Origin of the sequence: Corynebacterium atrinae (genome assembly GCF_030408455.1) — a bacterium.
GTDB classification, from domain to species: Bacteria; Actinomycetota; Actinomycetes; order Mycobacteriales; family Mycobacteriaceae; genus Corynebacterium; species Corynebacterium atrinae.
The window spans coordinates 1658368-1684165 of record NZ_CP046977.1 but is presented as its reverse complement, the minus strand read 5'-3'; the positions used below and the strand labels follow the sequence as shown (position 1 = coordinate 1684165).

At 63.6% G+C, this 25798-nt stretch carries 29 protein-coding genes and 1 riboswitch; of the genes, 17 read left to right on the top strand and 12 right to left on the bottom strand.

Annotated elements, in window-relative coordinates:
* The first annotated feature begins 15 nt into the window (after positions 1 to 15).
* Complete coding sequence (locus CATRI_RS08250; protein ID WP_290216510.1) at positions 16 to 855, top strand: ABC transporter ATP-binding protein; 840 nt, start codon at positions 16 to 18, stop codon at positions 853 to 855.
* A 10-nt stretch (positions 856 to 865) separates the two neighbouring features.
* A complete protein-coding gene (locus tag CATRI_RS08245; RefSeq protein ID WP_290216508.1) occupies positions 866 to 3121 on the top strand; it encodes a Tex family protein in 2256 nt (751 codons plus the stop codon).
* On the opposite strand, the gene CATRI_RS08240 is transcribed toward CATRI_RS08245, so the two are convergent.
* The 6 genes from CATRI_RS08240 to thiC all read right to left on the bottom strand — a co-directional run bounded on the left by CATRI_RS08240 (position 3096) and on the right by thiC (position 8574).
* Positions 3096 to 4154 carry a ThiF family adenylyltransferase gene (locus CATRI_RS08240; protein WP_290216506.1) on the bottom strand — a complete coding sequence of 353 codons (1059 nt, stop codon included), beginning with the start codon at positions 4152 to 4154 and terminating at the stop codon, positions 3096 to 3098. The two genes, CATRI_RS08245 and CATRI_RS08240, sit on opposite strands and share 26 nt — an antisense overlap.
* Positions 4155 to 4934, bottom strand: coding sequence for a thiazole synthase (locus CATRI_RS08235; protein ID WP_290216504.1), 780 nt, complete (start codon positions 4932 to 4934; stop codon positions 4155 to 4157).
* A 5-nt stretch (positions 4935 to 4939) separates the two neighbouring features.
* Complete coding sequence (gene thiS / locus CATRI_RS08230; RefSeq protein ID WP_290216502.1) at positions 4940 to 5143, bottom strand: sulfur carrier protein ThiS; 204 nt, start codon at positions 5141 to 5143, stop codon at positions 4940 to 4942.
* On the bottom strand, positions 5140 to 6201 hold the full coding sequence (thiO, locus tag CATRI_RS08225; protein WP_290216500.1) for a glycine oxidase ThiO: 1062 nt from the start codon (positions 6199 to 6201) through the stop codon (positions 5140 to 5142). The genes thiS and thiO overlap by 4 nt, the downstream gene beginning before the upstream one ends.
* Complete coding sequence (locus tag CATRI_RS08220; protein WP_290216498.1) at positions 6198 to 6833, bottom strand: thiamine phosphate synthase; 636 nt, start codon at positions 6831 to 6833, stop codon at positions 6198 to 6200. The genes thiO and CATRI_RS08220 overlap by 4 nt, the downstream gene beginning before the upstream one ends.
* Positions 6826 to 8574 carry a phosphomethylpyrimidine synthase ThiC gene (thiC, locus tag CATRI_RS08215; protein ID WP_290216496.1) on the bottom strand — a complete coding sequence of 583 codons (1749 nt, stop codon included), beginning with the start codon at positions 8572 to 8574 and terminating at the stop codon, positions 6826 to 6828. Before thiC ends, CATRI_RS08220 begins: the two co-directional genes overlap by 8 nt.
* A riboswitch (TPP riboswitch) is annotated at positions 8571 to 8683 on the bottom strand. Its footprint overlaps the gene before it by 4 nt.
* A 202-nt stretch (positions 8684 to 8885) precedes the next feature.
* Here thiC and rplS point away from each other — a divergent pair.
* Positions 8886 to 9227, top strand: coding sequence for a 50S ribosomal protein L19 (gene rplS / locus CATRI_RS08210; protein ID WP_290216495.1), 342 nt, complete (start codon positions 8886 to 8888; stop codon positions 9225 to 9227).
* A 698-nt stretch (positions 9228 to 9925) separates the two neighbouring features.
* Here rplS and CATRI_RS08205 read toward each other — a convergent pair.
* Both CATRI_RS08205 and CATRI_RS08200 read right to left on the bottom strand, forming a co-directional pair.
* Positions 9926 to 10528 (bottom strand): response regulator transcription factor, encoded by a 603-nt coding sequence (locus CATRI_RS08205; RefSeq protein ID WP_290216494.1) that lies wholly within the window; start codon positions 10526 to 10528, stop codon positions 9926 to 9928.
* Complete coding sequence (locus tag CATRI_RS08200) at positions 10525 to 11730, bottom strand: sensor histidine kinase (RefSeq protein ID WP_290216492.1); 1206 nt, start codon at positions 11728 to 11730, stop codon at positions 10525 to 10527. The genes CATRI_RS08205 and CATRI_RS08200 overlap by 4 nt, the downstream gene beginning before the upstream one ends.
* A 151-nt stretch (positions 11731 to 11881) precedes the next feature.
* On the opposite strand from CATRI_RS08200, the gene CATRI_RS08195 reads away from it, so the two are divergent.
* Genes CATRI_RS08195 through CATRI_RS08180 form a run of 4 tightly spaced genes read left to right on the top strand, consistent with a single transcriptional unit; the run spans position 11882 to position 14057 of the window.
* Complete coding sequence (locus tag CATRI_RS08195; RefSeq protein ID WP_290216490.1) at positions 11882 to 12364, top strand: hypothetical protein; 483 nt, start codon at positions 11882 to 11884, stop codon at positions 12362 to 12364.
* Positions 12365 to 12397: 33 nt separating this feature from the next.
* Positions 12398 to 13129 carry a signal peptidase I gene (gene lepB, locus CATRI_RS08190; protein WP_290221058.1) on the top strand — a complete coding sequence of 244 codons (732 nt, stop codon included), beginning with the start codon at positions 12398 to 12400 and terminating at the stop codon, positions 13127 to 13129.
* Positions 13129 to 13749 carry a ribonuclease HII gene (locus CATRI_RS08185; protein WP_290216488.1) on the top strand — a complete coding sequence of 207 codons (621 nt, stop codon included), beginning with the start codon at positions 13129 to 13131 and terminating at the stop codon, positions 13747 to 13749. Before lepB ends, CATRI_RS08185 begins: the two co-directional genes overlap by 1 nt.
* 2 nt (positions 13750 to 13751) lie before the next feature.
* Positions 13752 to 14057: a DUF2469 domain-containing protein gene (locus tag CATRI_RS08180; protein WP_290216487.1), complete on the top strand. Its 306-nt coding sequence runs from the start codon at positions 13752 to 13754 to the stop codon at positions 14055 to 14057.
* Positions 14058 to 14113: 56 nt separating this feature from the next.
* Here the strand turns inward: CATRI_RS08180 and CATRI_RS08175 are convergent, their stop codons facing one another.
* Positions 14114 to 14656, bottom strand: a complete 543-nt coding sequence (locus CATRI_RS08175) for an Ltp family lipoprotein (protein WP_290216485.1) — start codon at positions 14654 to 14656, stop codon at positions 14114 to 14116.
* A gap of 397 nt (positions 14657 to 15053) precedes the next feature.
* Here CATRI_RS08175 and CATRI_RS08170 point away from each other — a divergent pair, with 397 nt between their 5' ends.
* Genes CATRI_RS08170 through CATRI_RS08150 form a run of 5 tightly spaced genes read left to right on the top strand, consistent with a single transcriptional unit; the run spans position 15054 to position 20351 of the window.
* Positions 15054 to 15419, top strand: coding sequence for a YraN family protein (locus CATRI_RS08170; RefSeq protein ID WP_290216477.1), 366 nt, complete (start codon positions 15054 to 15056; stop codon positions 15417 to 15419).
* Positions 15406 to 16905 (top strand): YifB family Mg chelatase-like AAA ATPase, encoded by a 1500-nt coding sequence (locus CATRI_RS08165; protein ID WP_290216475.1) that lies wholly within the window; start codon positions 15406 to 15408, stop codon positions 16903 to 16905. The genes CATRI_RS08170 and CATRI_RS08165 overlap by 14 nt, the downstream gene beginning before the upstream one ends.
* Positions 16902 to 18080, top strand: coding sequence for a DNA-processing protein DprA (dprA, locus tag CATRI_RS08160; RefSeq protein WP_290216473.1), 1179 nt, complete (start codon positions 16902 to 16904; stop codon positions 18078 to 18080). Before CATRI_RS08165 ends, dprA begins: the two co-directional genes overlap by 4 nt.
* A gap of 10 nt (positions 18081 to 18090) precedes the next feature.
* Positions 18091 to 18966: a tyrosine recombinase XerC gene (locus CATRI_RS08155; protein ID WP_290216471.1), complete on the top strand. Its 876-nt coding sequence runs from the start codon at positions 18091 to 18093 to the stop codon at positions 18964 to 18966.
* A gap of 17 nt (positions 18967 to 18983) precedes the next feature.
* Positions 18984 to 20351: an LssY C-terminal domain-containing protein gene (locus CATRI_RS08150; protein ID WP_290216469.1), complete on the top strand. Its 1368-nt coding sequence runs from the start codon at positions 18984 to 18986 to the stop codon at positions 20349 to 20351.
* Here CATRI_RS08150 and CATRI_RS08145 read toward each other — a convergent pair.
* Complete coding sequence (locus CATRI_RS08145) at positions 20281 to 20769, bottom strand: M23 family metallopeptidase (RefSeq protein ID WP_290216467.1); 489 nt, start codon at positions 20767 to 20769, stop codon at positions 20281 to 20283. The genes CATRI_RS08150 and CATRI_RS08145 overlap by 71 nt on opposite strands.
* A 301-nt stretch (positions 20770 to 21070) precedes the next feature.
* Between CATRI_RS08145 and rpsB the strand changes: the two genes are divergently transcribed.
* Entirely contained in the window at positions 21071 to 21943 is an 873-nt protein-coding gene (gene rpsB / locus CATRI_RS08140) for a 30S ribosomal protein S2 (RefSeq protein ID WP_290216465.1), read from the top strand.
* A 116-nt stretch (positions 21944 to 22059) separates the two neighbouring features.
* Positions 22060 to 22887, top strand: coding sequence for a translation elongation factor Ts (tsf, locus tag CATRI_RS08135; RefSeq protein ID WP_290216462.1), 828 nt, complete (start codon positions 22060 to 22062; stop codon positions 22885 to 22887).
* Here the strand turns inward: tsf and CATRI_RS08130 are convergent.
* Both CATRI_RS08130 and CATRI_RS08125 read right to left on the bottom strand, forming a co-directional pair.
* Positions 22859 to 23092, bottom strand: a complete 234-nt coding sequence (locus CATRI_RS08130) for a hypothetical protein (RefSeq protein ID WP_290216460.1) — start codon at positions 23090 to 23092, stop codon at positions 22859 to 22861. The genes tsf and CATRI_RS08130 overlap by 29 nt on opposite strands.
* A gap of 5 nt (positions 23093 to 23097) precedes the next feature.
* Positions 23098 to 23349, bottom strand: a complete 252-nt coding sequence (locus tag CATRI_RS08125) for a hypothetical protein (RefSeq protein WP_290216458.1) — start codon at positions 23347 to 23349, stop codon at positions 23098 to 23100.
* Positions 23350 to 23567: 218 nt separating this feature from the next.
* Here CATRI_RS08125 and pyrH point away from each other — a divergent pair, with 218 nt between their 5' ends.
* The 3 genes from pyrH (at position 23568) to CATRI_RS08110 (ending at position 25796) form a co-directional block, all read left to right on the top strand.
* Complete coding sequence (gene pyrH / locus CATRI_RS08120) at positions 23568 to 24254, top strand: UMP kinase (RefSeq protein WP_290221055.1); 687 nt, start codon at positions 23568 to 23570, stop codon at positions 24252 to 24254.
* A gap of 55 nt (positions 24255 to 24309) precedes the next feature.
* Entirely contained in the window at positions 24310 to 24867 is a 558-nt protein-coding gene (gene frr / locus CATRI_RS08115; protein WP_290216457.1) for a ribosome recycling factor, read from the top strand.
* A gap of 68 nt (positions 24868 to 24935) precedes the next feature.
* Positions 24936 to 25796, top strand: a complete 861-nt coding sequence (locus CATRI_RS08110; protein ID WP_290216455.1) for a phosphatidate cytidylyltransferase — start codon at positions 24936 to 24938, stop codon at positions 25794 to 25796.
* Positions 25797 to 25798 lie beyond the last annotated feature (2 nt).

Below are 25798 nucleotides of genomic sequence, written 5' to 3'. Positions count from 1 at the left end.
AGGAGACGACTATTCATGTCTGATCAACCAGCTTTGGAAGGCCGAGACCTCACCCTCGCCTGGGAGGGCACCGTCGTCCTCGAGGGCATTGACATGTCGGTTCCGCGCGGGCAGTTCACGGCGATCATCGGGCCCAATGGCTGCGGCAAGTCGACTTTGTTGAAGTCTTTTGCCCGGATCCTCGCGCCCCAGGCGGGCCAGGTGTTTCTCCATGACCAGCCGATTAACTCCCTCGCGCCGAAGGAGGTGGCACGCGAGTTGGCCATGTTGCCCCAGAGTGCCACCGCCCCGGCGGACATCACGGTCGAGGAACTCGTCGGGCGGGGCCGGTTCCCGCACCAGACGTTTCTGCGGCAGTGGTCCGAGGATGATGCCAACGCTGTAGCGGCGGCCATGCAGGCCGCCCGCGTGGAGGATCTTGCTTATCGACGAGTGGGGGAACTGTCCGGCGGTCAGCGTCAACGTGTGTGGCTCGCCATGGTCCTTGCCCAGCAGACCGAGGTCCTGCTGCTCGATGAGCCGACCACGTTCCTCGACATTGGGCACCAGTACGCCCTCCTGGAGTTGGTGCGCGCGCTGCGCCGCCAGCAGGGGCGAACGGTCGTGGCGGTGCTCCATGATTTGCAGCAGGCTGTCCGCTACGCCGATCACCTCATCATCATGAATAAGGGCACGGTCATCGCCACGGGAAACCCCCACGACATTGTCGATTCCGCTCTTATCCGTGAGGTCTTCGCCCTCGAAGCTGAGGTCGTCCGCCACGGCACAGAGTTAGTCATCGTCCCGGGCATCCTCGCGGAGCCGGACATCAGCGTGTTGGGGACGGTGCCGAAGAAGGCGCCGGCGCATCGCTAGACTGTCCCAAATGATCGTCACCACCATTGCCCGTGAACTTGGCGTGCGCGAAGACCAGATCCGCGCCGTCCTCAACTTGCTCGCGGAGGGAAATACCGTCCCCTTCATCGCCCGCTATCGCAAAGAGGTGACCGGCGGACTCGATGATGCGCAGCTGCGCACCATCGAGGAGCGCGCCACTTACCTGCGTGAGCTGGAGGAGCGCAAGCAGGCCATCCTGGAGGCCATCGAGGAACAGGGCAAACTCACCGACGACCTCCGCTCGCTCATCCTCGCCTGTGAAACAAAGGCGCGCCTGGAAGATCTGTACCTACCGTTTAAGAAGCGCCGCAAGACCAAGGCCGATATTGCCCGCGAGGCCGGGCTGGAGCCCCTCACCGATCAGCTCATCGCCAACCCCTCCGCCGACCCCCAGGAGTTCGCCGCCAGGTACCTCACCGACGGCTTCGACGACCCGGCCAAGGCCCTTGAGGGAGCTCGCCACATCCTCATCGACCGCTTCGCGCTGGACCCGGACCTCGTCGGCGAGGTCCGCGAACGCATGTACTCCACCGGGTCCATGAAAGCCGGTGTGGTGGCGAGCAAGGAGAACGAGGGCTCCAAGTTCAAGGACTACTTCGAGTTCTCCGAGCCCTTCCACAAGCTCCCGTCCCACCGCATCCTCGCGTTGCTGCGCGGGGAAAGCGAAGGGGTGCTGCACCTCGATCTTGATGCCGGGGATGACACCATCTACCAGGGCATGATCGCCGACCGTTTCGATCTGGATACCCACGCGTCCGCGTGGCTTGCCGACGCCGTCCGTCGCGGCTGGCGCACCAAGCTCGCCGTGTCCTCCGGACTCGACGTCCGCATGCGCCTGAAAGAGAAGGCGGAAGAAGGGGCACTCCAGGTCTTCGCCACCAACCTCCGCGATGTCCTCCTCGCCGCGCCTGCCGGCCAGCGCGCCACCCTCGGCCTGGACCCGGGGTATCGCAATGGCGTCAAGTGCGCGGTGGTCGATTCGACTGGCAAGGTGCTCGATACCGCCATTGTGTACCCGCATCAGCCGCAGAACCGCTGGTCCGACGCCGTGCAGACCCTCGCCGGGCTCTGCGCCACGCATGGAGTGGACTTGCTGGCCGTGGGCAACGGCACCGCCTCCCGCGAAACGGAGAAACTCAGCAACGAGATCGCCGACCTCATCAAACAAGCCGGTGGCACCCGGCCGACCCCGGTGGTAGTCTCCGAGTCGGGGGCGTCCGTCTACTCCGCCTCGGAGCTGGCCTCCCAGGAGTTCCCGGACATGGATGTCTCCCTCCGCGGTGCGGTGTCCATCGCTCGTCGTCTGCAAGACCCGCTGGCGGAGCTGGTTAAGATCGACCCCAAGGCCATCGGCGTGGGCCAGTACCAGCATGACGTTAACCAAACGGCCTTAGCCCGCACCCTCGACGGTGTTGTGGAATCCGCCGTCAACGCGGTAGGCGTCGACCTCAACACCGCCTCCGTCCCACTCCTGGAGCGAGTCGCCGGTGTGACCGGCACCCTGGCGAAGAACATCGTCGCCCACCGCGATGATCACGGAGCATTCGCCTCCCGCAAGGGTCTGCTCAAGGTCCCACGCCTGGGCCCCAAGGCTTATGAACAGTGTGCCGGATTCCTCCGCATCACCGGCGGCAACGATCCTCTCGACGCCTCCGCCGTCCACCCCGAGTCCTACCCGGTCGTCGCGCGCATCGCCGCCGCCACCGGACTGAAGGTGGAAGACCTCATCGGCAACACCCGCGTCCTCTCCACCCTGCGCCCGGCCGACTTCGCCGATGGCACCTTCGGCGTTCCCACCGTCACCGACATCATCGCCGAGCTGGACAAGCCGGGCCGAGACCCCCGCCCGGAGTTCAAGACTGCGAGCTTCAAGGAAGGAGTGGAGAAGGTCTCTGACCTCACACCCGGCATGATCCTCGAAGGCACCGTCACCAATGTCGCAGCCTTCGGTGCCTTCGTCGACGTCGGCGTGCACCAGGACGGCCTCGTGCATGTCTCGGCGATGAGCGAGAAGTTCGTCTCCGACCCCCACCAGGTCGTTCGATCGGGCCAGGTGGTCAAGGTCAAGGTGATGGAGGTGGATGTCGAACGCCAACGCATCGGCCTCTCGCTGCGGCTTAGTGACGAGCCCGGCCAAGCCCCGAAGAAGGCACCTCGCCAGCAGAATCGCCAGCCGAAGAAGCAGCAGCCAGCCGCCAGCGGCAGCATGGCTGATGCTCTCAAGCGCGCCGGGCTAGGCCGTTAACACCGCCGGGTAAATCGACGAGGTCGAAGCCCAAGTCAGCGTAGTGCTCGCAGAAGCGAGCACTACGCGCCCCGGAGGCGCAGTAGACGACGACCCGCGGGGCGTCGACAAGCATTGTTGTGAGCTGTTCTGGACCGGTGACGGTGGACAGCGGCAACCGGAGGGGATGCAGCAAGGCGAGTGGATCAGTGAGCTCCCATTCCTCCGGCTCACGGATGTCGAGCAGGAGGGCGCTGCCAGCCCGGACCTCGTCGAGCAGGGCGTGGGTGCCTCCCGAATAGTCGGACGCCAGCGCCCGCACCCGTGGCCGGGAAGGATCCGCCGATACCTGGAAAGAGCGGGTCGTTCCCGCGAGGGCGTCGTAGCTGAGCAGTCGCCCGGCCTGACCAGTGCCGATCCCGCTGAGGAACGTGATGGCCTCGGTGGCCATGAGTGCGCCGACGACCGCGGTGGTCACCCCCAGCACCCCGGCCGTGGCGCAATCGGGGAGGTCCGTGCCGCGCGGCTGCTCGGGGAAGAGGTCGCGCAGGCCGACGGAGCGATCGAAAAGGCAGACGTCGCCGTGGAAACGCAGCACCGTTCCCCAGACGAGGGGAGTGCCGGTGATTTCGGCCGCGTCGGCGATGAGATATTTCGTGGCGAAGGAATCGGAGCCGTCGAGAACGAGGTCGACTGATCCGATGAGCTCGCAAGCATTGGCTACGGTCAGCCTGTCCGGCAGCGTGGTGACGTCGATCCCCGGCTGCACCTCCCGCAGGCGTGCAGCGGCGACGGCTACTTTTGGCTGGCCGACATCGGAAGCACCGAAGAGGATCTGGCGGTGGATGTTGGAGAGAGAAATGGTGTCATCGTCGATGATTGTTATCCGGCCCACCCCGGCGGACGCCAGGGACTGCAGTGCCGGGCACCCCAGGCCACCGGCGCCAACGACGAGAACGTGGGCCTCGTGCAGGCGAATCTGATTCTCCATCCCGAAGCCCGGTAATTGCAGGTGGCGGGCGGTGCGCTCAACCTCGCTGGGCGGCAGGCTCATCTACAAAACCTCATCCGACCAGGACACGAGCCCCTCAAACGTCGAGGAGGCGACGGCGTGCTCGCGCCGGGGAATGCGCCCGGCAGAGCGGGAGAGATGCCCCGCCGCGACCGCGAGTTTCATGGCGCGGGCCATCGCGACGGGGTCCTGCGCCCGGTTAACGGCCGAGGCGAGCAGCACGCCATCGCAGCCCAGCTCCATGGCCAAAGTGGCGTCGGAGGCGGTGCCAACGCCGGCGTCGAGAAGCACCGGGACACTCGCGCGGGAGCAGATGAGCTCGATGTTGTGCGGGTTGAGGATGCCTAACCCGGTGCCGATGGGCGAACCCAACGGCATGACCGCCGCGCAGCCGACGTCCTCCAGGCGCAGTGCGGTGACCGGGTCGTCGGAGGTGTAGGCGAGGACGGTAAGGCCCTCGGCGACGAGGAGCTCGCAAGCATCGACGAGCTCGACGACGTCGGGAAGCAAGGTGTGCTCATCGGCGATGACCTCGACTTTGACCCAGCTCGTGCCCAGTGCCTCCCGGGCGAGCTGGGCGGTGAGCACGGCGTCGCGGGCCGTGCGGCTGCCCGCGGTGTTCGGCAGCGGGTCAATAGACAGCCGTTGCAGGAGGTCAAAGATTGTTTCCCCCTCGGCGCTGGGGGAGTGGCGGCGCATGGCCACCGTGGTCAGCTGCGTGCCGGAGGCAACCAGCGACTCCTCGAGCATCGAGAGGGAGGTGGCCCCGCCCGTGCCCATGATGAGCCGCGATGCGAAGCTGCGATCGGCGATGGTGAGCATGTGGGTTAGCCTCCCTGGACGGCGCTGAGGATGTCGACGACGCAGCCGTCGACAAGCAGATGCGATGACCACCGGGAACGCGGGACGACCACCCCATCGACGGCCACGGCGAGCCCGGCGGCGGGAATTGTGCCGAGGTGGTCGACCAGCAGGGCCTCCAGCGTGTCGGCGGTGGTGGTCACGGGCTCGTCGTTGAGCGTGATGTTCATGGGTGCTCCTGAAATCGGGTGGGCAAGCAGGCGGAGAGATCGACGGCGGGTTCGTTGCCCTCGATGAGGTCGACGGCGGCCTGCGCGGCCAACGCCGTGAGGAGGATGCCGTGGCGGAAATATCCCGTTGACACGATGAGGCGATCGCTGACCCGACCCAGGTACGGCAGGTCGTCCGGGGTGCCGGGGCGCGCGCCGCACGATGCCCCCAGGAAGTCGCATTCCTCCAGGGCCGGCACGAGGCGGATGGCGTCGCGCAGCAGGTCATGGACCCCGGAGACCTGCGGTACATGGCGGCCATCCTCTCGGCTCGTCGCACCGATCGCAATGGTTCGATCGGCGCGCGGGATGACATACACGGGGCGGCCCTCGACGACACCGCGCACAACTTGCGTGACCGGCGGGGTGAGATGATCGGGCACGCGCAGGCGCACAATATCGCCGTACACCGGGCGCAGGCGCAACCCCTCCACCAAACGGGCAGCATCCAGCCCATTGCTCAAAATCACCTGGCCCTCGGTGGGAAGACGGTGAACCTCCTCGCGGATGAGGTCGACACCAACGTTGCCGAGAGCATCGAGAAGCGCCGCCGCAAGCGTCCGGGGCGCAACCTGATGATCATCCGGGATGCTCACCGCACCAGCCAACCGCGGGTGCAGCGCCGTTTCCAAGGCACGCGCCTGCCGAACGCTCAACCTCTCCACGGTCATGCCGTGCATCGACTGATAATCGGCCAATTCCGTCAGATGCGTCGCATCCGCCCGGTCCGCCGCCACGACGATCGTGCCCTCCGTGCGGTAACCAGTGGGCATCGTCGAATGCTTCTCGACGTCCGCGATCAACTCCGGGTACATCCCCGCCGACGCCCTCATCAGCGGAAAGAGGGCCTCCTGGCGGTACACCACCTCCGCCGTGGGCGCGAGCATGCCGCCGGCGTGGTGGGTCGCACCCCGCGCCGGGGTCGGATCAAACAGCACGACGCGGTGCCCACGCAGCCCCAGCCTGAAAGCCGTGGCCAAACCGATGAGCCCGCCGCCGATGACGGAGATATGCGTCATTGGTGAAACCCCTGGAGGAGGTCCGCGGCGTAGGCCGCGGGGTCGGGGGAGTCCATGAGCCCCCGGCACACCGCGAGGCCAGCGACACCCGTCGCCGCGAGAGCCGGGGCATCGGCGGCCGTGACATCACCTATCGCGACGACGGGCACCGCGGATGCCGCCACCAGCGGCGGGTAACCCGCGACGCCGAGCGGAGCCCGCCCGGAATCCTTCGTCGGGGTCGGGCGGAAGGGGCCGGCTCCGACGTAATCGATGACCTCAGCGAATTCGTTCGCCTCCTCCACCAATGCCACGGTGCCGGTGGTGAGGCCGATGATGGCGTCTTCGCCCAACAACTCTCGAGCCGCCCGCACATCGAGGTCATCCTGGCCGAGGTGGACACCGTGGACGGGGAAGCCCCGGCGACGAAGCGCCAGGGCGACGTCGACGCGGTCGTCGATAAGCACCCTCGTGGCGGGGTTGACCGCCGCGACGGCACGGGCCACCTCGGCCGCCAACTCGTAGAGCGCCCGCGCGGGGATGGGTTTGCTGCGCACCTGGACCACGCCCGCCCCACCCGCTGCAGCCTGGGTGGCCACCTCGACCGCCCGGGCGGCATCGCCGGTGACGAGGTAACAGCGCAGGTCAAGCACGATGATAAACCTGCGAACCCGCCGCCCGAAACTCGGCCGCCTTCAACGCCATGCCCGCCTCCGCGTCCACCGGCTCACCCACCGACGGCATCCCGAGCGAATCGGGGAACGCATCGCGGATATCCTGGCTAATGCGCATGGAACAAAACTTCGGCCCACACATGGAACAAAAATGCGCCGTCTTCGCCGGCTCCGCGGGCAACGTCTCATCGTGATACGCCTGCGCGGTATCGGGATCCAGCGACAACGCGAACTGATCATGCCAGCGGAACTCAAACCGCGCCTTGCTCATCGCGTCATCCCACTCCCGCGCCCCCGGATGCCCCTTGGCCACGTCCGCCGCATGCGCCGCCAACTTGTACGTAATCACCCCAGTCTTGACATCATCGCGGTTGGGCAACCCCAGATGCTCCTTCGGTGTGACATAACAGAGCATCGCCGTACCGCCCATCGCGATATGAGCCGCCCCGATGGCGGAGGTGATGTGGTCATAGCCCGGCGCAATATCCGTCACCAACGGGCCGAGAGTATAAAACGGCGCGTCACCACACCACTCCTGCTCCAACTCGTTGTTCACCTGCACCATGTTCAGCGGCACGTGTCCGGGGCCCTCCACCATGACCTGGACGTCATACTCCCAGGCGCGCCTGGTCAGCTCGCCGATCGTCTTCAGCTCCGCGAACTGAGCGGCATCATTGGCGTCCGCGAGGCTGCCCGGACGCAAGCCATCACCCAAGGAAAACGCAACGTCATACTGCGCAAAGATCTCACAGAGCTCATCGAAACTCTCATAGAGGAACGACTCCTTATGGTGAGCGAGGCACCAGCCCGCCATAATCGAGCCACCCCGACTCACAATCCCCGTCACCCGCTTCGTCGTCAACGGAATGAACGGCAGCCGCACACCTGCGTGAACAGTCATGTAATCCACGCCCTGCTCACACTGCTCGATGACCGTATCCCGGAAAATCTCCCAGGTCAGGTCCTCCGCGACCCCATTGACCTTCTCCAGAGCCTGATAAATCGGCACCGTGCCAATAGGTACCGGGGAATTCCGCAAAATCCACTCGCGCGTGGTGTGAATGTCATTGCCCGTGGACAAATCCATCACCGTATCCGCACCCCACCGCGTCGCCCACCGCAGCTTCGACACCTCTTCCTCGATCGACGAGGTCACCGCCGAATTACCAATGTTCGCGTTGATCTTGGTGAGGAACTTCCGCCCAATGATCATCGGCTCCGACTCGGGATGATTCACGTTATTGGGAATGATTGCCCGCCCGCGCGCCACCTCCGAACGAACGAACTCCGCATCGCAATGCTCACGCAGGGCAACGAACTCCATCTCCCGGGTGATGACCCCCGCCCGCGCATAATGCATCTGCGTGACCCGCTTACCCGAGGTCGCCCGTAGCGGCGAACGCTGCGTACCCCGCCACTCCGCCGATGCCTCCCCGCGCCGGGAGGCTTTGCTGCCATCATCGCCCAGGTTGCGTTCCCGGCCCACATACTTCTCGACGTCCCCGCGCCCCAGAATCCACTCCTCCCGCAGGCCCGGCAATCCGACAGTGACATCGCACTCCGGTCCCCGCGTGCGATACACGCGGAATGGCTCATTTGGGCCCGTGGGGGAATCATCCAACTGGATCTCCGTCTCCGGCACGCTCAACCCGTTGTGGGTCAGCGGCGCGAAACGGTGCTTGGGGTGAATCTCGTGGTTTTGATCGTGGGTAGGCGACATCGCCTGGCCTCTCTTCCTTCGCCGGTGCTAACCGGACAGGTTCAAACGGTATTCACGCAAGCTCCAGCGCGATCTCAGCCCGATGCTTCGGGCACCCGTGGGGTGGTCGTGGGACCACGCTAGCGCACTTCGCCTACGCCCGGAAGAGATTTGCCTGATCCCGCGGCGATGTGGCACACTAACCCGGTTAACCGCGACCTTTGACGGGGTAGTGGTGGCAGTACTTTGCACCGGGCACGAACCGGCCGAGCGTTCCACTAGGAAAGAGCCGCCAGGGTCCTCTGTCCAGAACTTAAAAAGGATTCAGTCCAATGAACATTCTCGACAAAGTTGATGCAGCACAGCTGCGCGACGACATCCCGGCCTTCCGCCCCGGCGACACCCTCGACGTACACGTCAAGGTCATCGAAGGTAGCAACGAGCGTACCCAGCTGTTCAAGGGTGTTGTCATCCGCCGCCAGGGCTCCGGCATCCGCGAGACCTTCACCGTCCGCAAGGTGACCTTCGGCATCGGCGTGGAGCGTACCTTCCCGGTCCACTCCCCGAACATCGAAAAGATCGAGGTCGTCCGCAAGGGTGACGTCCGTCGCGCCAAGCTGTACTACCTGCGCGACCTGCGCGGCAAGGCTGCCCGCATCAAGGAGAAGCGCTAGTCGCTTAGCCCCAGTCATGGCCTATACGGGCCCTGACCAGCGGCCCCACTCCACCATCACCTGGTGGCGTGGGGCCGTTTCTCTACCCCAGTCCCGCAATTAGGGTGATGAAAAGTAACGGGAGTGCGACTGGTGGAGATGCTGCTCGCTCATGCTGGCGATGGTCACGATCTCCCGGTTGGGGTCGAAATTCTTCCGATCGAGCCGAAGCCGTTCGCGGGTTGCACCTGCCAGTGATCCAAAGTGGGAGCAGTTTACTGAACCGCTCCGGCGATCATAGTTGATCGAAAATGCCGGCATCATGACCATAACCCTTTCGTTTAAGGCTCTGACGTGTGCTTTCAAGTGCGTCGCAAGATCGGCGTCGACGTTTTTCAGCAGCCCATCAGTTGCTGGTTGAGTTCCATGGCTCGTTGAAGGCTGGAATGTGGTCTGGGGAGACTACTTCCCCTCAGGGGGCTCTTCACCTGTCTCGATGGGACGCTTTGTTAGTAGCTGCTGGCTGGGGTCAGATGGTTCTGGAATAGGGAGAGTGCCAAAATTCTCTAGAATGCATCGAGCTCCTTAGCGTTTCCGCAGGTCGGTGAGAATCAGCATTCGCATTCTAGAGAATTTTGGCACTCGCGACGCCCTGATCGCGACACTCCGGCTTTCTCAGAAGCAGGGCGATATCGCAGGAGGTGGGGCTGAAGCCGCGACTAGATCCAGCCTTCCTCCCACGCAACGTCGGAGGCTTCGCGACGCGTCGATACTCCGAGCTTGCGCATCGCCTGCGAGAGGTAGTTGCGCACGGTGCCGGGCGCGAGGTGGAGTTCGGCGGCGATGTCGCCGACGGTCGCGGCATCGCGGCCGACGCGCAGGACGTCGAGTTCGCGGTCCGTGAGGGGAGTTCGTTCGGCGGTGAGGGCAGAGGCGGCGATATCGGGGTCGACGTGGCGTTTGCCAGCGGCGATGGCGCGGATGACTTCGGCGAGCTCGGAGGCGGGCGTGGATTTGGTGACGAAGCCAGCCACGCCGGCCGCCATGGCTCGGCGGAGGACTCCGGGGCGGGCGTGCCGGGTGACGATGATGGATTTCGTCGCTATCGTCCGGGCGATCTTTTCGGCTGCTTCTACGCCGTCGAGGCCGGGCATTTCGAGGTCGAGGAGGCACACGTCGGGCTTGAGTTCCACGGCTTTGGTCACGGCGGCTTGGCCATCGCCGACGGAGGCGATGACCTCGATGTCGTCTTCGAGGTCGAGCAGGGTGGTCAGGGCGGTGCGGATCAAGTCTTCGTCGTCGGCGAAGAGCACGCGGATCATTCGGATACCTCCAGCTCAGGGGGAAGGGTCGCTTCGAGGGTAAACCGTTCGGCGTCAACGGTGGTAGAGAGCGAACCGCCGGCGGCGCCGAGGCGTTCGCGTAGTCCTGCCAGGCCGGAGCCTTCCGTAGGAAGGCTTATCGACGCCCCCACCGCATTGCTGATGCGCAGGCTCCAGCCGGGGGTGCCGCGGTCGTCGATAAGCAGTTCCACCGGACCCGGTGCGGCATGCCGGAGGATGTTGGTGGTGGCCTCGCGGAGGACGCGGCCGAAGACGGCTCGTGAACCGGGATGGTGGGGGAGGCGGGGGGCGTCCAGGCGGGTGGGAAAGCCGGCCGCTTCGAGGACGTCGTGGGCATTGCTGAGCTCTTCGGACAGTTCCGGGGCGCGATAGCCCTGGACGAGTTCGCGGGTCTCGCTGAGGGAGTCGGCGGCCAGGGTGCGGATTTCGGCGAGTTGGGCGCGGGCGGCGGCGGGGTCTTTATCCAACAGGCGCTCGGCAAGCTCGGCTTTGAGGGCGATGACCTGCAAGGTATGGCCCTGGATGTCGTGCAGGTCGGAGGCGAAGCGCAGGCGCTCCCGGGCGACGGCGAGACGGCTTTCGCTCGCGCGGGCGTCATCGATGCGCACCACCACATCCCAGGCCCACACGGTGCCAATGGTGGTGAGGGGAAAGACCACGGCGAAGAAGTAGGCGGAGGACCCGCGGTGGGATCCCTCGGGCATGGCCATTACTTCGATGAGGATCGCTCCGGCGGCGACGGCCAGGACTAGCCATCGCCAGCCGCCCTTCACCGCGCATGCCAGGAGGGCCGCGGCCGAGATCAGCGGCAGCGACGACCACGGTAGGGGAGCGGCGATCCCCAACACCCCGGCCCCCGCCAACAGCATCGCCACCGCTACCGGCCAGTTGTCCACGCCGCGGCCCATTCCCTGCCGCAATCCCATGAGGAAAGCGAGCTGCGTGCCCGCGGAGACCACACACACCACCGCAGTGAGGATGGCGCGGGCACTCAGCCCCGGAGTGCTCATCGCCGCTGGCACGACGACCAGTGAGTTCGAGGCGAGGATCACCATGGCTAACCCCGACCAGGAATACCACCAGCTGGCCCGCAGCCCGGTGGCGACGCTACCCCGGGTACGGGTGGCGTCGGAAAGCTGTCCCGCGGGGCGGGGCACGGCGACGTCGTGAGTCTTCGTCATAGCGTCCACCGTAGAGCAATGACAATTGTCACGGTCTGACTATGACAAGCATCCGGGCAGGTCATGACGCCGCAGTACTACCGGGAAGCCGCGGCAGGCGCGATGATAGAAAGCGTCAACGAAATACCCCCACAGAAAAGGACCCCAGATCATGCAAACTCTCCAGAACTTCGTATCCTCCCTTCCCGAGGCCGTCCAGTTCGTCGGCGTTTTCCTCATCGGCTTCATCCCGTTCATTGAATCGCACGCCGGATCCATCATCGGCATCGCCGCCGGCGTGCCCATCCCGGTGGCAGTCCTGGCGGCGACGCTAGGCAACGTCCTGTCGGTGCTGGCGTTCGTATTCTTCGGCGGGTGGATCCGCAAGATCGTGCGTGGTTCCCGATCCGAGGCCGCGCCGACGGAAGGAAAGCGGGCGTCTAAGGCAGTGGCGAACATGAAGCGCTTCGGAGTCCCCGGCGCCAGCCTCATCGGCCCGGCCCTGCTGCCGTCCCAGTTCACCTCCTCCGCTCTGGTGGGTGCGGGTGCCAAGCGCAGCACGGTTGTCGCCTGGACGCTGGTGGCCGTGGTGCTGTGGGGAGTGTTCTCCGGCGCGCTGGCCGCTGGACTGTTCCACGCGGTCGGTGTGGTCTAGCCTGCCTGTCTCAGCGGGTGCTGTCAGGATCGACTGGTAGCATCTGCTGGCGTGAGTAGATCTGAGAAGAAGCAAGCACCCTGGTACATCGAGATTCCAGTGGTCATCCTGGTGACGTTGCTGGCTATCTTCCTCATCCAGACGTTCGTCGGACGGGTGTACATGATCCCCTCGCAGTCCATGGAGCCGACGCTGCATGGCTGCGAGGGCTGTACCGGCGACCGTATTTTCGTGGACAAGGTCAGCTACCAGTTTAGCGATCCGGAGCCGGGCGATGTCGTCGTGTTCAAGGGCACCGACTCGTGGAAAAGCGGCTTCATCTCACAGCGGTCGACCAACGATGTCGTGCGCACGTTGCAAAACCTCGGTTCCTACGTCGGCCTCGTCGCCCCGGATGAGAATGACCTGGTCAAGCGCATCGTGGCCACCGGTGGGCAGACGGTGTCCTGCCAGGCGGGCGACCCGGCGGTCATGGTCGATGGCAGCCCGATCGATCAGTCCTACACCATGAAGCCGCCGACTTACCCGATCAATCCCGCGACCGGTTCGGAGGCCTGCGGCGGGGATTACTTTGGTCCCATCCAAGTGCCCGACGGCAACTACTTCATGATGGGCGATAACCGCACCAACTCCCTCGACTCCCGCGCGCACGTCGGCGACCAATACCAGGGCACCATTCCTGCGGAGAACATTCGCGGCAAAGTCCAGGTCATCATCTTCCCGTTCAACCGCATCGGCACGGTGAAGGACCTGGACATCCAGTAGTGGAGTCCCTGCTCACCCAGCACGGCCTCGGTCCCGTCGCGGGCGTCGACGAGGCTGGTCGTGGTGCCTGCTGCGGTCCCATCACCATCGCCGCCTGCATCCTGCCCGAGGGAGAACTCCCCGAGCTAGCTACCCTCACCGACTCGAAAAAGCTCACCCCGCGCGCCCGCGAGAGACTCTTTCCCATCATCACGTCCATCGCAGTGTCCTGGTCCGTCGTCAGCATTGATGCCCCGCTTATCGACGCCCGCGGCATCCAACATGCAAACATCTCCGGCATGCGCCGGGCCATCGCCCGGCTGGACACCCACCCCGGCTACGTCCTCACTGACGCCTGGTACATTCCGGGGCTCACCTCACCCCACCTGCCCATCATCGGCGGTGACGTGGCCGCCCGCTGCATTTCCGCGGCGAGTGTGCTGGCCAAGGTCACCAGGGATCGCCTCATGGTGGAGATGGATGCCCAGTTCCCTGAATACGGTTTGGCCGGGCACAAGGGCTACTCCACGAAGGTGCATATGGCTGCGGTGCGTCAGCACGGGGCCACGCCCCAGCACCGATACACTTATGCCAACGTTGCGGCAGCCCACCGCGAATGGCTGAACATGCAGGAGGATTAACTGTGAGCGCTGAGGAACTCGACAACTACGAGGCAGAGGTGGAACTCTCCCTCTACCGTGAGTATCGGGACGTGGTCAGCCAGTTCTCCTACGTCGTAGAAACCGAACGACGCTTCTACCTCGCCAACGCCGTGGAGCTCATTCCGCACAACGACGGTACGGATGTCTACTACGAGGTCCGGATGTCCGACGCCTGGGTATGGGACATGTACCGCGCTGCCCGCTTTGTCCGCTACGTCCGGGTGATCACCTACAAGGACGTCAACATCGAAGAGCTGGATAAGCCCGATCTCATCATGCCGGATTAGACGTTTGAAACGGCAAGTCCCCCTTTCCTTATTTTGGTCAGGGGGATTTGTGCTACTTACAAATTATCAACGGCATATTGCGCCTCCTCAGGAGTGAACTGCTCGCCATACGCGCTCGTCAACTGGTCGTAGATCGCGCTGGGGGAGAGGGCCATTTCTTCGTAGGCCTTCGCCTTCTCCAGCGCATTGGCGTTCCAATCCGCTTCGACATTGTCGATCGCATACTGCGCGGCCTCCGCCGTGAACTGTCCGCCGTACTCAGAGGTCAGCTGCTCGTAGAGCCCAGCCTTAGACATGTGCATCATGTCGGAGTAGGTCTTCGCCTGGCGCAGCGCCGACTTGTACTCCTTGGGCACGGCCTGTTCTTGAACGGGGGCCGCCACTTCGGGGGCCGCTGGTGTGGCGGCCTCGGGCGCGGCAGCCTCGGGTGTGGCAGCCTGCGACACGGCCGCGACGCTGCTGGTCGGGACGGGGCTGGTGCCGGAGCCATCGACACACGCGGTGGCGATCGCAACAACCAGCACGCTGGCGGCTCCGATTCCGACGAGTTTGCCACGCTTGGAACGGGGCTGTGTTGCGGGAGTCTGTGAGTTAAACATGTGGGTCTCTCCTTATTTAGTGAGAAGTTTCAATCACGAATGATTGAAAGAAGGAACGGAACTCTTGCTGAGTTATCCGTTGATGGGTGGACAGTTTCGTAGCGTGGCAATCGCTTCTTCTGGCTCGCTACAAAACTCAAACTAATAAGTAGGCCCGACATGAGTTTGTCTTTGTTCGAAATTGCAGCAGCGTAACTTTCGAACGAGGCTGGGAATTCTTTGCTGCGTCCGACGAATCACGAGCGGGGAGTGTCTGTCAAGCACCAGGTTCCTGGCGCTGTGGATAACTCCCAGCTATCCACAGATTCTGGCGCTGCGGTGGGTGACCCATTGCTTGGGCGTGAGTTACCAGGGGAAGGTGGGAATTGCCACAACACCAATTGCCAGGGGGAAAATCATGAGCACTCAAGTACGTACTCGGCTCGCTCAACGGGGTGAGACATTCGCGGCTCACCTCTATCAACGCCGCGGCGCGACGGTTGTCGAATGTAATGTCCGTTACCCCGTCGGTGAACTCGACATCATCGTCCGCGAACCGGACGGGACAATCGTGTTCGTTGAAGTTAAGACCCGGTCGGGACGGGGATATGGCGGTGCCGAAGCGGTCACCGGACGCAAGTTGGCGCGCATGCGTCGAGCCGCCGCGCTGTGGCTAGAGGGCCGTCCTTACTATTCCGTGCGTTTCGACGTGGTCGCCCTCACCACCTCGGGCACGGGATTCGACGTCGAGCTCTATGAGGGAGTCGAACATGGCGCTTGGTAGGAGCTTCACCGCCGCCCTCGAGGGGGTCGACGCGCGCATCGTCACAGTCGAGGCAAACATCGGCCCCGGACTTCCCGGTATTCACGTGGTAGGCCTCGGCGACGCTGCGGTGAGTGAATCCCGAGATCGAATCCGCACCGCGTTCGCCAACTCCCAGCTGGCCTGGCCGAAAACGAAGGTTGTGGTGTCGATGTCACCGGCATCATTACGCAAAGCCGGCTCCCACTTCGACCTACCCACCGCATTGGCAGTCCTTGCCGCACGGGAACCGAGGGCGGCGGCGAAGCTCGATCGCACGCTCGTCCTCGGCGAGCTGGGACTGGATGGCTCGGTGCGGGAAGTCCCGGGAGTGCTGCCATCGCTGCTCGCCGCCGCGGCCCACGGCTGCGTGTATGCGCTCATTCCTGCTGCTAGCCAGGAACAAGCCATACTCGTTCCTGGCTTACGTGTCTTGCCGGTCTCATCCCTTCAACAGGCGTGGGACTGGGCACTGGGGGAGACATTGCTCTTCGAAGTCAGTGGCCAGCCAACCCAATCTGCACCACCTCCCGCCGCCGACTTTTCCGACATCGCCGGGCAGTCCGAAGCCAAGCTTGCAGCCGAAGTCGCAGCCGCCGGGGGACACCATCTCATCATGATCGGACCACCTGGCTCGGGAAAGTCAATGATCGCTGCACGCCTGCCGGGCATCATGCCGCCCTTGACACCCCAAAGCTGTCTCGAGGCAACAGTCGTGCACTCCGTCGTCGGAGAATCCGGTGTGGTCACCCGTGCGCCGTTCATCGCCCCACACCATTCAGTATCAAGGGCCGCCCTCCTCGGTGGTGGCTCCGGACGCGCCCACCCCGGAGCCGTCAGTCTCGCCCATCACGGAGTGCTCTTCCTTGACGAGGTCTCCGAGATCCCTGCGGCCATCCTCGACAGCCTGCGAACTCCACTCGAGGACGGAGAAATTCGCCTCGTTCGCTCCCGACGGGAGGTGACTTTTCCCGCTCAGTTTCAGTTAGTGCTGGCCGCCAATCCGTGCCGCTGCGCCGCGGATGACCCAGCTCGGTGCACCTGCACTTCCCGCCAGCGGGCCACCTACCTCAACAATCTCTCCGGCCCGCTGCGCGACCGTCTCGACATGGTCATCAATCTGACAGCTTCTGGCGCAGTGTTATCCACCTCCCTCGGCGAGAGCTCTGCCACCATCGCGGATCGTGTGGCGGCCGCCAGAGCCAAAGCCGAACAACGGTGGACGGGTCACGGGCTGGCCGCCAGCGTCAATGCCCACGTCGATCCCCACGTGCTCCGCCGACACCATCCCGCCACAGAGGATGCGATGGCCTACCTTGGCGGACTGCTGGCACAGGGCAAAATCAGTCAGCGTGGCGTCGATCGCTCCCTGAAGCTCAGTTGGACGCTCGCTGACCTCGCGGGAGAAGATCAACCGACGCTGGAACACCTCGGCCTCGCCGTGACGCTGAGAGGTGGGCGGATATGAGCTCCCTGGAGTCATGGGCCTACCTCAGCCGAGTGGTGGAAGGCCCCAGCCGACCACTGCAAGCACTCCTGAACGCCGGGCGTGATGCCGACGAGATTGCCCACGGAGTACGGACGCGCGCCAGTTGGCTGGGAGACCTACATTCCCAAACCGAGTCGCGCTACGCCTGGGACCGGGCATCAGAAGATTTGGCGCAGGCGGCAACGATCGGCGCTCGGCTGATCAGCCCCGAAAGCCTCGAGTGGCCTGCCGCAGAACTGGACCAAGCTTTTGGCTTCGCCGCCACGGGGCGCAGTGACCACCTCCGCAGCTACCAAGCGGATGCCGTAGCACCGCACGCTTTGTGGGTGCGGGGTGAAAACGTGAAGGTAGCTGTTGCGCAATCAGTCGCCATTGTGGGCACGCGCGCACTCACCCGCTACGGAATGGAAGCCACGAAGCGGCTCGTCAGCGGGCTTGCCGCCCACCAATGGACGGTTGTCTCTGGCGGGGCGCTAGGGATAGACACCGTAGCGCACGAAGCCGCGCTTGACTTCGGAGGAATAACGATTGCCGTCGCCGCCTGCGGCCTCGACCAGTCATACCCCGCCCGCAATGCAGCGCTGTTTGATCGGATTGCCGAACGTGGCTGTCTGATCAGTGAGTATCCCTCGGGAACGCCGCCTCAACGCCACCGCTTCCTCACCCGCAATCGGCTCGTTGCGGCGCTCACCCAAGGGACGGTCATCGTGGAGGCCGCCTGGCGATCCGGTGCTCTGAATACCCTCAGCTGGGCGGAAGGCTTGGGCCGGATTCCCATGGCTGTTCCTGGCCCGATTACCGGGGTGGGGTCCTTGGGGTGCCACGAGCGGATCAAACGGGGCAGAGCAGAACTGGTCACTGGTGCGGACGATATTCGTGCGCTCCTCGGTGCAGTGGGTGCCCTCGACGTGGAGGAGCAATACGAGTTGGCTTTCGCCGCAACTCCAGCGCAGTCGCTGAGCCGCAACGAACTCCGTGTCTTCGACGCCTGCCCTCCGGAGGGATCAGGTACCCGCGACGTTGCCCGGTCAGCTGGAATGACCATCCCATTGACGATGCACGTGCTGATGGAGTTGGAAAGCCGCGGCATGGTGCGGAGAGAGGGATCGGTGTGGCGTCGGCAGACCAATCAGGGAGGTCGGGGGAGCGGGTAGCATCTGACCCATGAGCACGCAGATCGAGGAGGCCATCGAGGACTTCGCCGAGCATATGCGGCTGGTCCAGGGCCGCTCGGAGGCGACGGTGCGGGGGTATCGTTCTGATCTGCTCGATCTTGCGCTGGCGGCGCCGACTTTCGGCGAACTCGACCTGAACTCGCTGCGCGCGTGGCTCGGTCAGGCTGCGTCGGAGGGGAAGTCGCGGGCGACGTTGGCACGGAGGACAGCATCGGCTAGGGCGTTCTCTACCTGGGCGCGGCGCCAAGGTTATCTCGCCGAGGATGTTGCTGCCCGCTTGGTCAGCCCCAAAGTCGGTCGTCATTTGCCTGAGGTTTTGGGAACGAAGCAGGCGGGGGAGTTCGTCGGCAACGCCGCTTCCGCCAACGAGCCGGAGTTTTGTCGGGATAGTGCGATGCTGGAACTGCTGTACGCCACGGGGATGCGCGTGTCCGAGCTGACGGGGCTCGACGTCCAGGATTTGAACTTGTCCCGGCGGACTGCTCGGGTGACCGGCAAGGGAAATAAGGAGCGGATCGTTCCCTTTGGGGAGGCCGCCGCGAATGCGGTATCGATGTGGCTCGAACTAGCTCGCCCCGGCATGGCTAAGGACACGCCAGCATTGTTTGTGGGCGTGCGGGGGAATCGGATCGATCCGCGACAGGTGCGCCGCGTCGTGGAGAAAGCTGGTCAGGTCAGCGGGCAGCATGTCACGCCGCACGAACTGCGGCACACGGCCGCGACCCACCTCTTGGAGGGTGGGGCGGACTTGCGGGTGGTGCAGGAGCTGCTGGGGCATTCGTCGCTGCAAACCACGCAGATCTATACCCACGTGTCCGCCGAGCGGCTCAAGGAAGTGTTTGCACGCGCTCACCCGCGGGCCTGAACGCTATTCTGGCGTTTATGCCGCAGAATCAACCCGCTCCGAGCTACGCGCCTCGGCAGGAGAAAGTGCACGCGCACCGGTCCAAGCCTTTCTCGGTCGCGGCGGTCGTCGATTGGGTGTTTTTCGTTTTTGGAGCAGTGTTTTCCGCGTGGTTTGCGGTGCTGCTCATCCGCTCGGGACTGAACCTCAACTGGTGGCATCTGCTGTATCTCGTTGGGTTCTGGGTAGTTGCCGCTTATTTGGCGCTGCCGCGACTGCACCGCGTGCTCACTGAGCTTTATGTGCCGGACTATTTTATCGGCCGAGTGCGCACCCCCGATGGGTTGCTCGGCGATCCGGTGAATCTCGCGCTCCGTGGAACGGGTGAACAGGTCGCGGCGGCTTTTGAGAAGGCTGGGTGGGCGGTCGCGGACCCCATCACTTTTCAGTCCTCCCGCAGGATCATCACTAGCTCACTCACTGGGCGGTCCTATCCGGAGGCGCCGGTCAGTTCGCTGAATCTCTTCGGCCGGGCCCAGGATGTGGCGTTCCAACAGGAGGTGGCAGATAGTCCCTCGAAGCGACATCATGTTCGGCTGTGGCGTTGCCCCGAAGGCTGGTTTCTGCCGGGCGGGCACCAAGTGGATTGGTTGGCGGCTGGTACCTATGACCGGGCGGTGGGGCTGTCGTTGTTTACGTGGCAGGTAACTCACAAGATTGACGCGGATACGGACGCGGAACGGGATTACATCGTCGAGACGCTCCGTCACGCTGATTCGGACGTGGACGTCGAGGTGATTAAGGATTTTTCCACGGGCTACCACCACCGAAACGGTGGCGGCGACCTCATCGATACCGACGGAGATCTGCCCGTTATCGATGTCACTCGTGTCCAAGGCACGAGCGATCAGCCGTGGGTGGCAGCAACGAGGAATGACACAGAGAGTAGTGACGCCCCGCCGCGCCCGGCCATCTTCATCCTCGCTGTGGCTGCCATCATCACGGGAGTGTTCTTACAGCTGGCCCAGGTGATCCATCATGGGGTACCCGACATTCCTGAGACCGCCGACTTGGATTTCCGCCTCCTCACTGCGAGTTTGGCGGCAATGGTGTCCCTTGTCGTGTACGTGCCGTTGATGGTCTTCTTTCTACGTGGGCACTCTTGGGCGCGCTACGGCATGTTGGCTGTGTTGGCATCCAATGGAGTTGCGACGATGCTCACCCCGATGAACAGCATTATCTCGGAGGGCGCCCTGGGGATTCTTAATATCGCCACCTGGATTGTGGCGCTGGTGGCACTGTCGGACCGGGCGGCCTCCGACTGGGTGAGGGCCATCAAAGTGCAACGCCGGCGGGAGAAGGCTTCAGGCGGATCGTCGTGGCGTCGAGAAGCGATAGGGGATTGAGGTAGTCCTCGCCGCGCTTGGCGCCCCATTGCAAGCCCGGCCACTGGGTGGTGGGGTGGGCTAACCTTCCGATGACCGAGCCTTCTTTCACCAAGTCGCCGGCGGAGATGAGGGGGTGCACTGGTTGATAGGTGGTGCGCACCCCATCCGGATGGTCGATGGACACGGTTGGGGTGCCCGCCACCGTTCCTGCGAAGGCGACGACGCCGGAACCGCTGGCCAGCACGTCGGAGCCCACCGAGAGGCGGAGATCAACGCCTCGGTGGCCGGGCAGCCAGTTCTGGGCGGGCTTATCAAAAGCCCGGATGACGCCGCTGGCAGTGGAGGCTCCGGTGCTGGGGTCGACGTAGGCGAAAGCCGGAGCGGCGACCAGGAAGGCAACCAGGACGGTAGGCACGGTGATGATGAAGGTCCGCATACCCCGCACGATAGGGCGGAGGGGGAGCGGGGCGGGCGTCGATAAGCGGGAACCTGTGGATGGTGGGACTGGAGTGACTGGCCTGTGGAAAACAACGGCGGATGGTTTGGCAACAGCCTGGCCGGAGGTTAGGATGTGCGACAGCAGTGTGTCTTCACGCTGACTACGCGCGGCGGAACAAGCCCACGCAGACTTGGTCCCGGTTCACCGGGTGTCGGTGTGGTCCCGTCGCTAGGGTGCAGGATTAAAACCTGCACACAAGGACAAGAAAACCGAAACTCTATATGAAAGTGAGCGTGACATGGCAGTCGTAACCATGCGCGAACTTCTCGATGCTGGTGTGCACTTTGGCCACCAGACCCGTCGTTGGAACCCGAAGATGCGTCGCTTCATCTTCACCGACCGCAACGGCATCTACATCATCGACCTGCAGCAGACCCTGACCTACATCGATCAGGCCTTTGAATTTGTCAAGGAGACCGTTGCCCACGGCGGCACCGTCCTCTTCGTTGGCACCAAGAAGCAGGCCCAGGAAGCTGTCCAGACCGAGGCCGAGCGCGTCGGCATGCCTTACGTCAACCACCGTTGGCTCGGCGGCATGCTCACCAACTTCCAGACCGTCTCTAAGCGTCTGCACCGCATGAAGGAACTCCAGGCCATGGAGGCCGCGGAGAACGGCTACGACGGCCGTACCAAGAAGGAGATCCTCATGCTGACCCGCGAGCGCACCAAGCTCGAGCGCGTCCTCGGCGGCATCGCCGAGATGAACAAGATTCCTTCCGCTCTGTGGGTTATTGACACCAACAAGGAGCACATCGCGATCAACGAGGCTCACAAGCTGGGCATTCCGGTCGTCGCGATCCTGGACACCAACTGTGACCCGGATGTTGTCGACTGGCCGGTCCCGGGCAACGACGACGCCATTCGCTCCACCGCTCTGCTGTCCCGCGTCATCTCCACCGCCGTGGAAGAGGGCAAGAAGGCTCGCGAAGAGCGCGCCCTCGCCGCTTCCAAGGAAGCCGCTGGCGATACCGAGGCAAAGGCCGCTGCTGACGCCGAGAAGGCTGCAGAAGCAACCGAGGCCGCTGAGGTCGCGGAGGCTGTGGAAGCAGTCGAGGCCGTTGAGGCTGCGGAAGCCGCTGTTGCTGAGGAAGCAACCGCTACCGAGAACTAGTCTCAACTGAGACTTTCTCAGGCCCCCGTCCGTCGTGTAAGCGCGGCGGGGGCTTTTTCTATCGAGTACGCTCGTTGAACGAATACTTTTCCTACAAGAGGAGGATCGCCCGAACTATGGCGAACTACACTGCAGCAGACGTCAAGAAGATCCGCGAAATCACCGGCGCTGGCATGGTGGCCTGCAAGAAGGCCCTGGAAGAAGCCAATGGTGACTTCGACAAGGCTGTCGAGCTGCTCCGCATCAAGGGTGCCAAGGACGTGGGCAAGCGTGCTGAGCGCAACGCCACCGAGGGCCTGATTGCCGTTTCCGGCAACACCATGGTGGAGATCAACTCGGAGACCGACTTCGTGGCTAAGAATGCCGAGTTCAAGGAAGTTTCCGCCAAGATCGCCGAGGGCGCTGCTAAGGCCAAGGCTAATACTCCCGAAGAGCTCGCTGCCGCTGATGTCGATGGCCAGACTGCCGCAGACGTCCTGCAGGCTCTGTCTGCGAAGATCGGCGAGAAGCTTGAGCTTCGTCGCGCCGCCACCATCGACGGCGACAAGGTTGCCGTCTACCTGCACCACCGCTCTGCTGATCTGCCGCCGTCCGTCGGTGTGCTCGTCGCCTACACCGGTGAGGGTGCAGAGGCCGAGGCAGCTGCAAAGGCCGCTGCTATGCAGGTCGCCGCTCTCAAGGCTGGCTACCTGACCCGCGAGGAGATCCCTGCGGAGATCGTGGAGAAGGAGCGTTCCATCGCCGAGCAGATCACTCGTGAGGAGGGCAAGCCGGAGCAGGCTATCCCGAAGATCGTTGAGGGTCGCTTGGGCGGCTTCTACAAGGACGTCGTCCTGCTGGAGCAGGCCTCCGTCGCCGACTCCAAGAAGAACGTCAAGCAGCTCATGGATGAAGCTGGCGTCACCCTGACCGCGTTCAAGCGCTTCGAGGTTGGCCAGGCCTAATCGGCCCCTGCTTATCGACGACCGCCGTGCCCCGCGCACGGCGGTCGTTTTCTGCAATGCGGGTGTTGCGACCACTGGCTGTGGCCTCATCCCTAAGTTTTGCCCGTGCTTGTTCCAAGCCAGAGCGGCCCGGGGATACCTCGCGACGCATGGCAACAATGGACAAGTGCGTCGCCATCACCGTGTCGCCGAGAAAGTCGATCACGAAATCTAGGCGCTCCACGCTGCCGGGGCACCGAGATAGTCCATGATGATGCAGTCAATGCCGGGGTGATTCTCCAACGTTCCCCACATTGATTCGACATAGATGCGCAGCTGTTCCTGCCATGTCAGGTGGTTGGGGGGTGGGACCAGCGAAGCGGCGACTCGAATGAGAGCTAGCTCGACGAGGTCAGCGCGCAAGGCGGCGATGCCGCCGAGGGTAAAAGTGTCCAGCCCCAGCTTCAAGGCAGCGTTGATCATCCATGCTGGGCGTCCCTCATCGGCGATCGAGAAGACTTGACCGGGCCCTCCGACACGTGGCGCTGCTGTTCCATGTGGTGTCAACTTTGGGTGAATCTCGGGCAACGGGGACTGTCGTGGGAGAATGTAGGATGGATTTAATCTGTTAACCCGACCCACAAGGAGACCTAACGGTGACCACCGCTGACAGCCCCCGGAGTCAAGGCTTCAAACGAGTGATGCTGAAGCTGGGGGGTGAGATGTTCGGAGGTGGCAACGTCGGAATCGACCCCGACGTGGTGGAAAACGTCGCCCGCCAGATCGCCGAAGTCGCCCGCACGGGCGCCGAGATCGCCGTGGTCATCGGCGGCGGCAACTTCTTCCGCGGCGCTCAGCTGCAGCAGCGCGGCATGGATCGCGCCCGCTCAGACTACATGGGCATGCTGGGCACGGTGATGAACTGCCTCGCGCTGCAAGACTTCCTCCAGCAGCAGGGCGTCGATTGCCGAGTCCAGACCGCCATCAACATGGCCCAGGTCGCCGAGCCTTACCTTCCGCTACGCGCCGAGCGCCACTTGGAAAAGGGCCGCGTGGTCATCTTCGGCGCAGGCATGGGCATGCCATACTTCTCTACCGACACCACGGCCGCGCAGCGAGCCCTGGAAATCGGCTGCGATGTCCTCTTCCTGGCCAAGGGCGTGGACGGGGTGTACTCCGATGATCCTCGCACGAACCCCGACGCGGAGCTGTTCCACGAAATCTCTCCCCGGGAGGTCATCGAAAAGGGCCTCAAGGTCGCCGATGCCACCGCCTTCTCCCTCTGCATGGACAACGACATGCCGATCTTGGTGTTCAACCTGCTCACCGAGGGCAACATTGCCCGAGCGGTGGCTGGCGAGCAGATCGGCACTCTGGTCAAGTCCTAAGTGCCTGACCTGGTAGATTAATGCAGACAAAACTATTTAGAAAGGTGCCTTGCAGATGATCGATGACATTCTCCTCGAGTCCGAGGACCGCATGACCAACACGGTCGAGCACACCCGCGAAGATCTGATGACCATTCGCACGGGCCGCGCCAACCCCGCGATGTTCAACGGCGTGATCGCTGACTACTACGGCGCTCCCACCCCCATCACGCAGATGGCCTCCATTTCCGTGCCAGAGCCGCGCATGCTGCTGATCAAGCCCTACGAGATGAGCTCCATGGGAGAGATCGAGAACGCTATCCGCAACTCTGATCTCGGCGTTAACCCCACAAATGATGGCCAGGTCCTGCGCGTTACTATCCCGCAACTGACCGAGGAACGCCGCCGTGATCTGGTGAAGGTGGCCAAGGCGAAGGGCGAAGACGGAAAGATCGCCATTCGCAACATCCGTCGCAAGGGCATGGAACAGCTGAAGAAGCTGCAAAAAGACGGTGACGCAGGTGAGGACGAGGTTCAGGCAGCGGAGAAGGAGCTGGACAAGGTCACCAAGTCCTACGTTGAGCAGATCGATGATGTGGTGACCAAGAAGGAAGCCGAGTTGATGGAGGTCTAGCCTCCTGTTCTCTGCGCCGAAGACCACGTCCATTCCCTCGTCCCCGAAACCACTCCAGGAGGCTCCCGGTGGGAGACCAGCGGCTGATTAGGCCGAAGAACTCCGCTGGCCGTAATCTACCGGCCGCCATTGGCGTCAGCTTGTTCCTCGGCGCCCTCGTCCTCATCGCCGTCTGGCTGGGTCCGAAGGGCTGGTACCCATTGGTCGCCGCGGCCGTGGCCGTAGCGACGTGGGAAGTGGTCACCCGGCTGCGCGAGCACTCCTATCATGTGCCCCGCTGGACCATGATCATCCTGGGGCAAGCGATGGTGTGGTTGTCGTGGCCGTTCCAGACGAAGGGGCTGGTCGCCGCTTACGTCATGGCGGTACTTATTATGATGTTCGGCCGGTTGTTTTACCACGGCCGCAACACCCCGCCACAGCATTATTTGCGGGACGTCTCGGTGGCGATTTTCGTGCTCACCTGGATCCCGCTGTTCGCCTCATTCGCGGCCATGCTCTCGCTGTTCTCGGCGGACGGTGTACCGGGGTGGGCCTACATCATCACCTTCATGCTGTGCGTCATTGCCTCCGACACTGGTGGCTTCATCGCCGGCGTGATGTTCGGCTCGCACCCCATGGCCCCGGCCGTGAGCCCCAAGAAGTCGTGGGAAGGATTCGCCGGTTCCGTCATCTTTGGCACGGTCACCGGCGCGCTCACCGTGCATTTCTTGCTGGGCCACGACTGGTGGATGGGCGCCATCATGGGCGTTGGGCTCGTCTTCTGCGCCACATTGGGCGACCTGGTGGAATCCCAGTTCAAGCGCGAACTGGGCATTAAAGATATGTCGAATTTGTTGCCCGGCCACGGCGGCCTCATGGACCGCCTCGACGGCATGTTGCCCTCGGCGATGGTGACGTGGCTGGTGCTGGGAGTGCTCGTAGCCTAAAC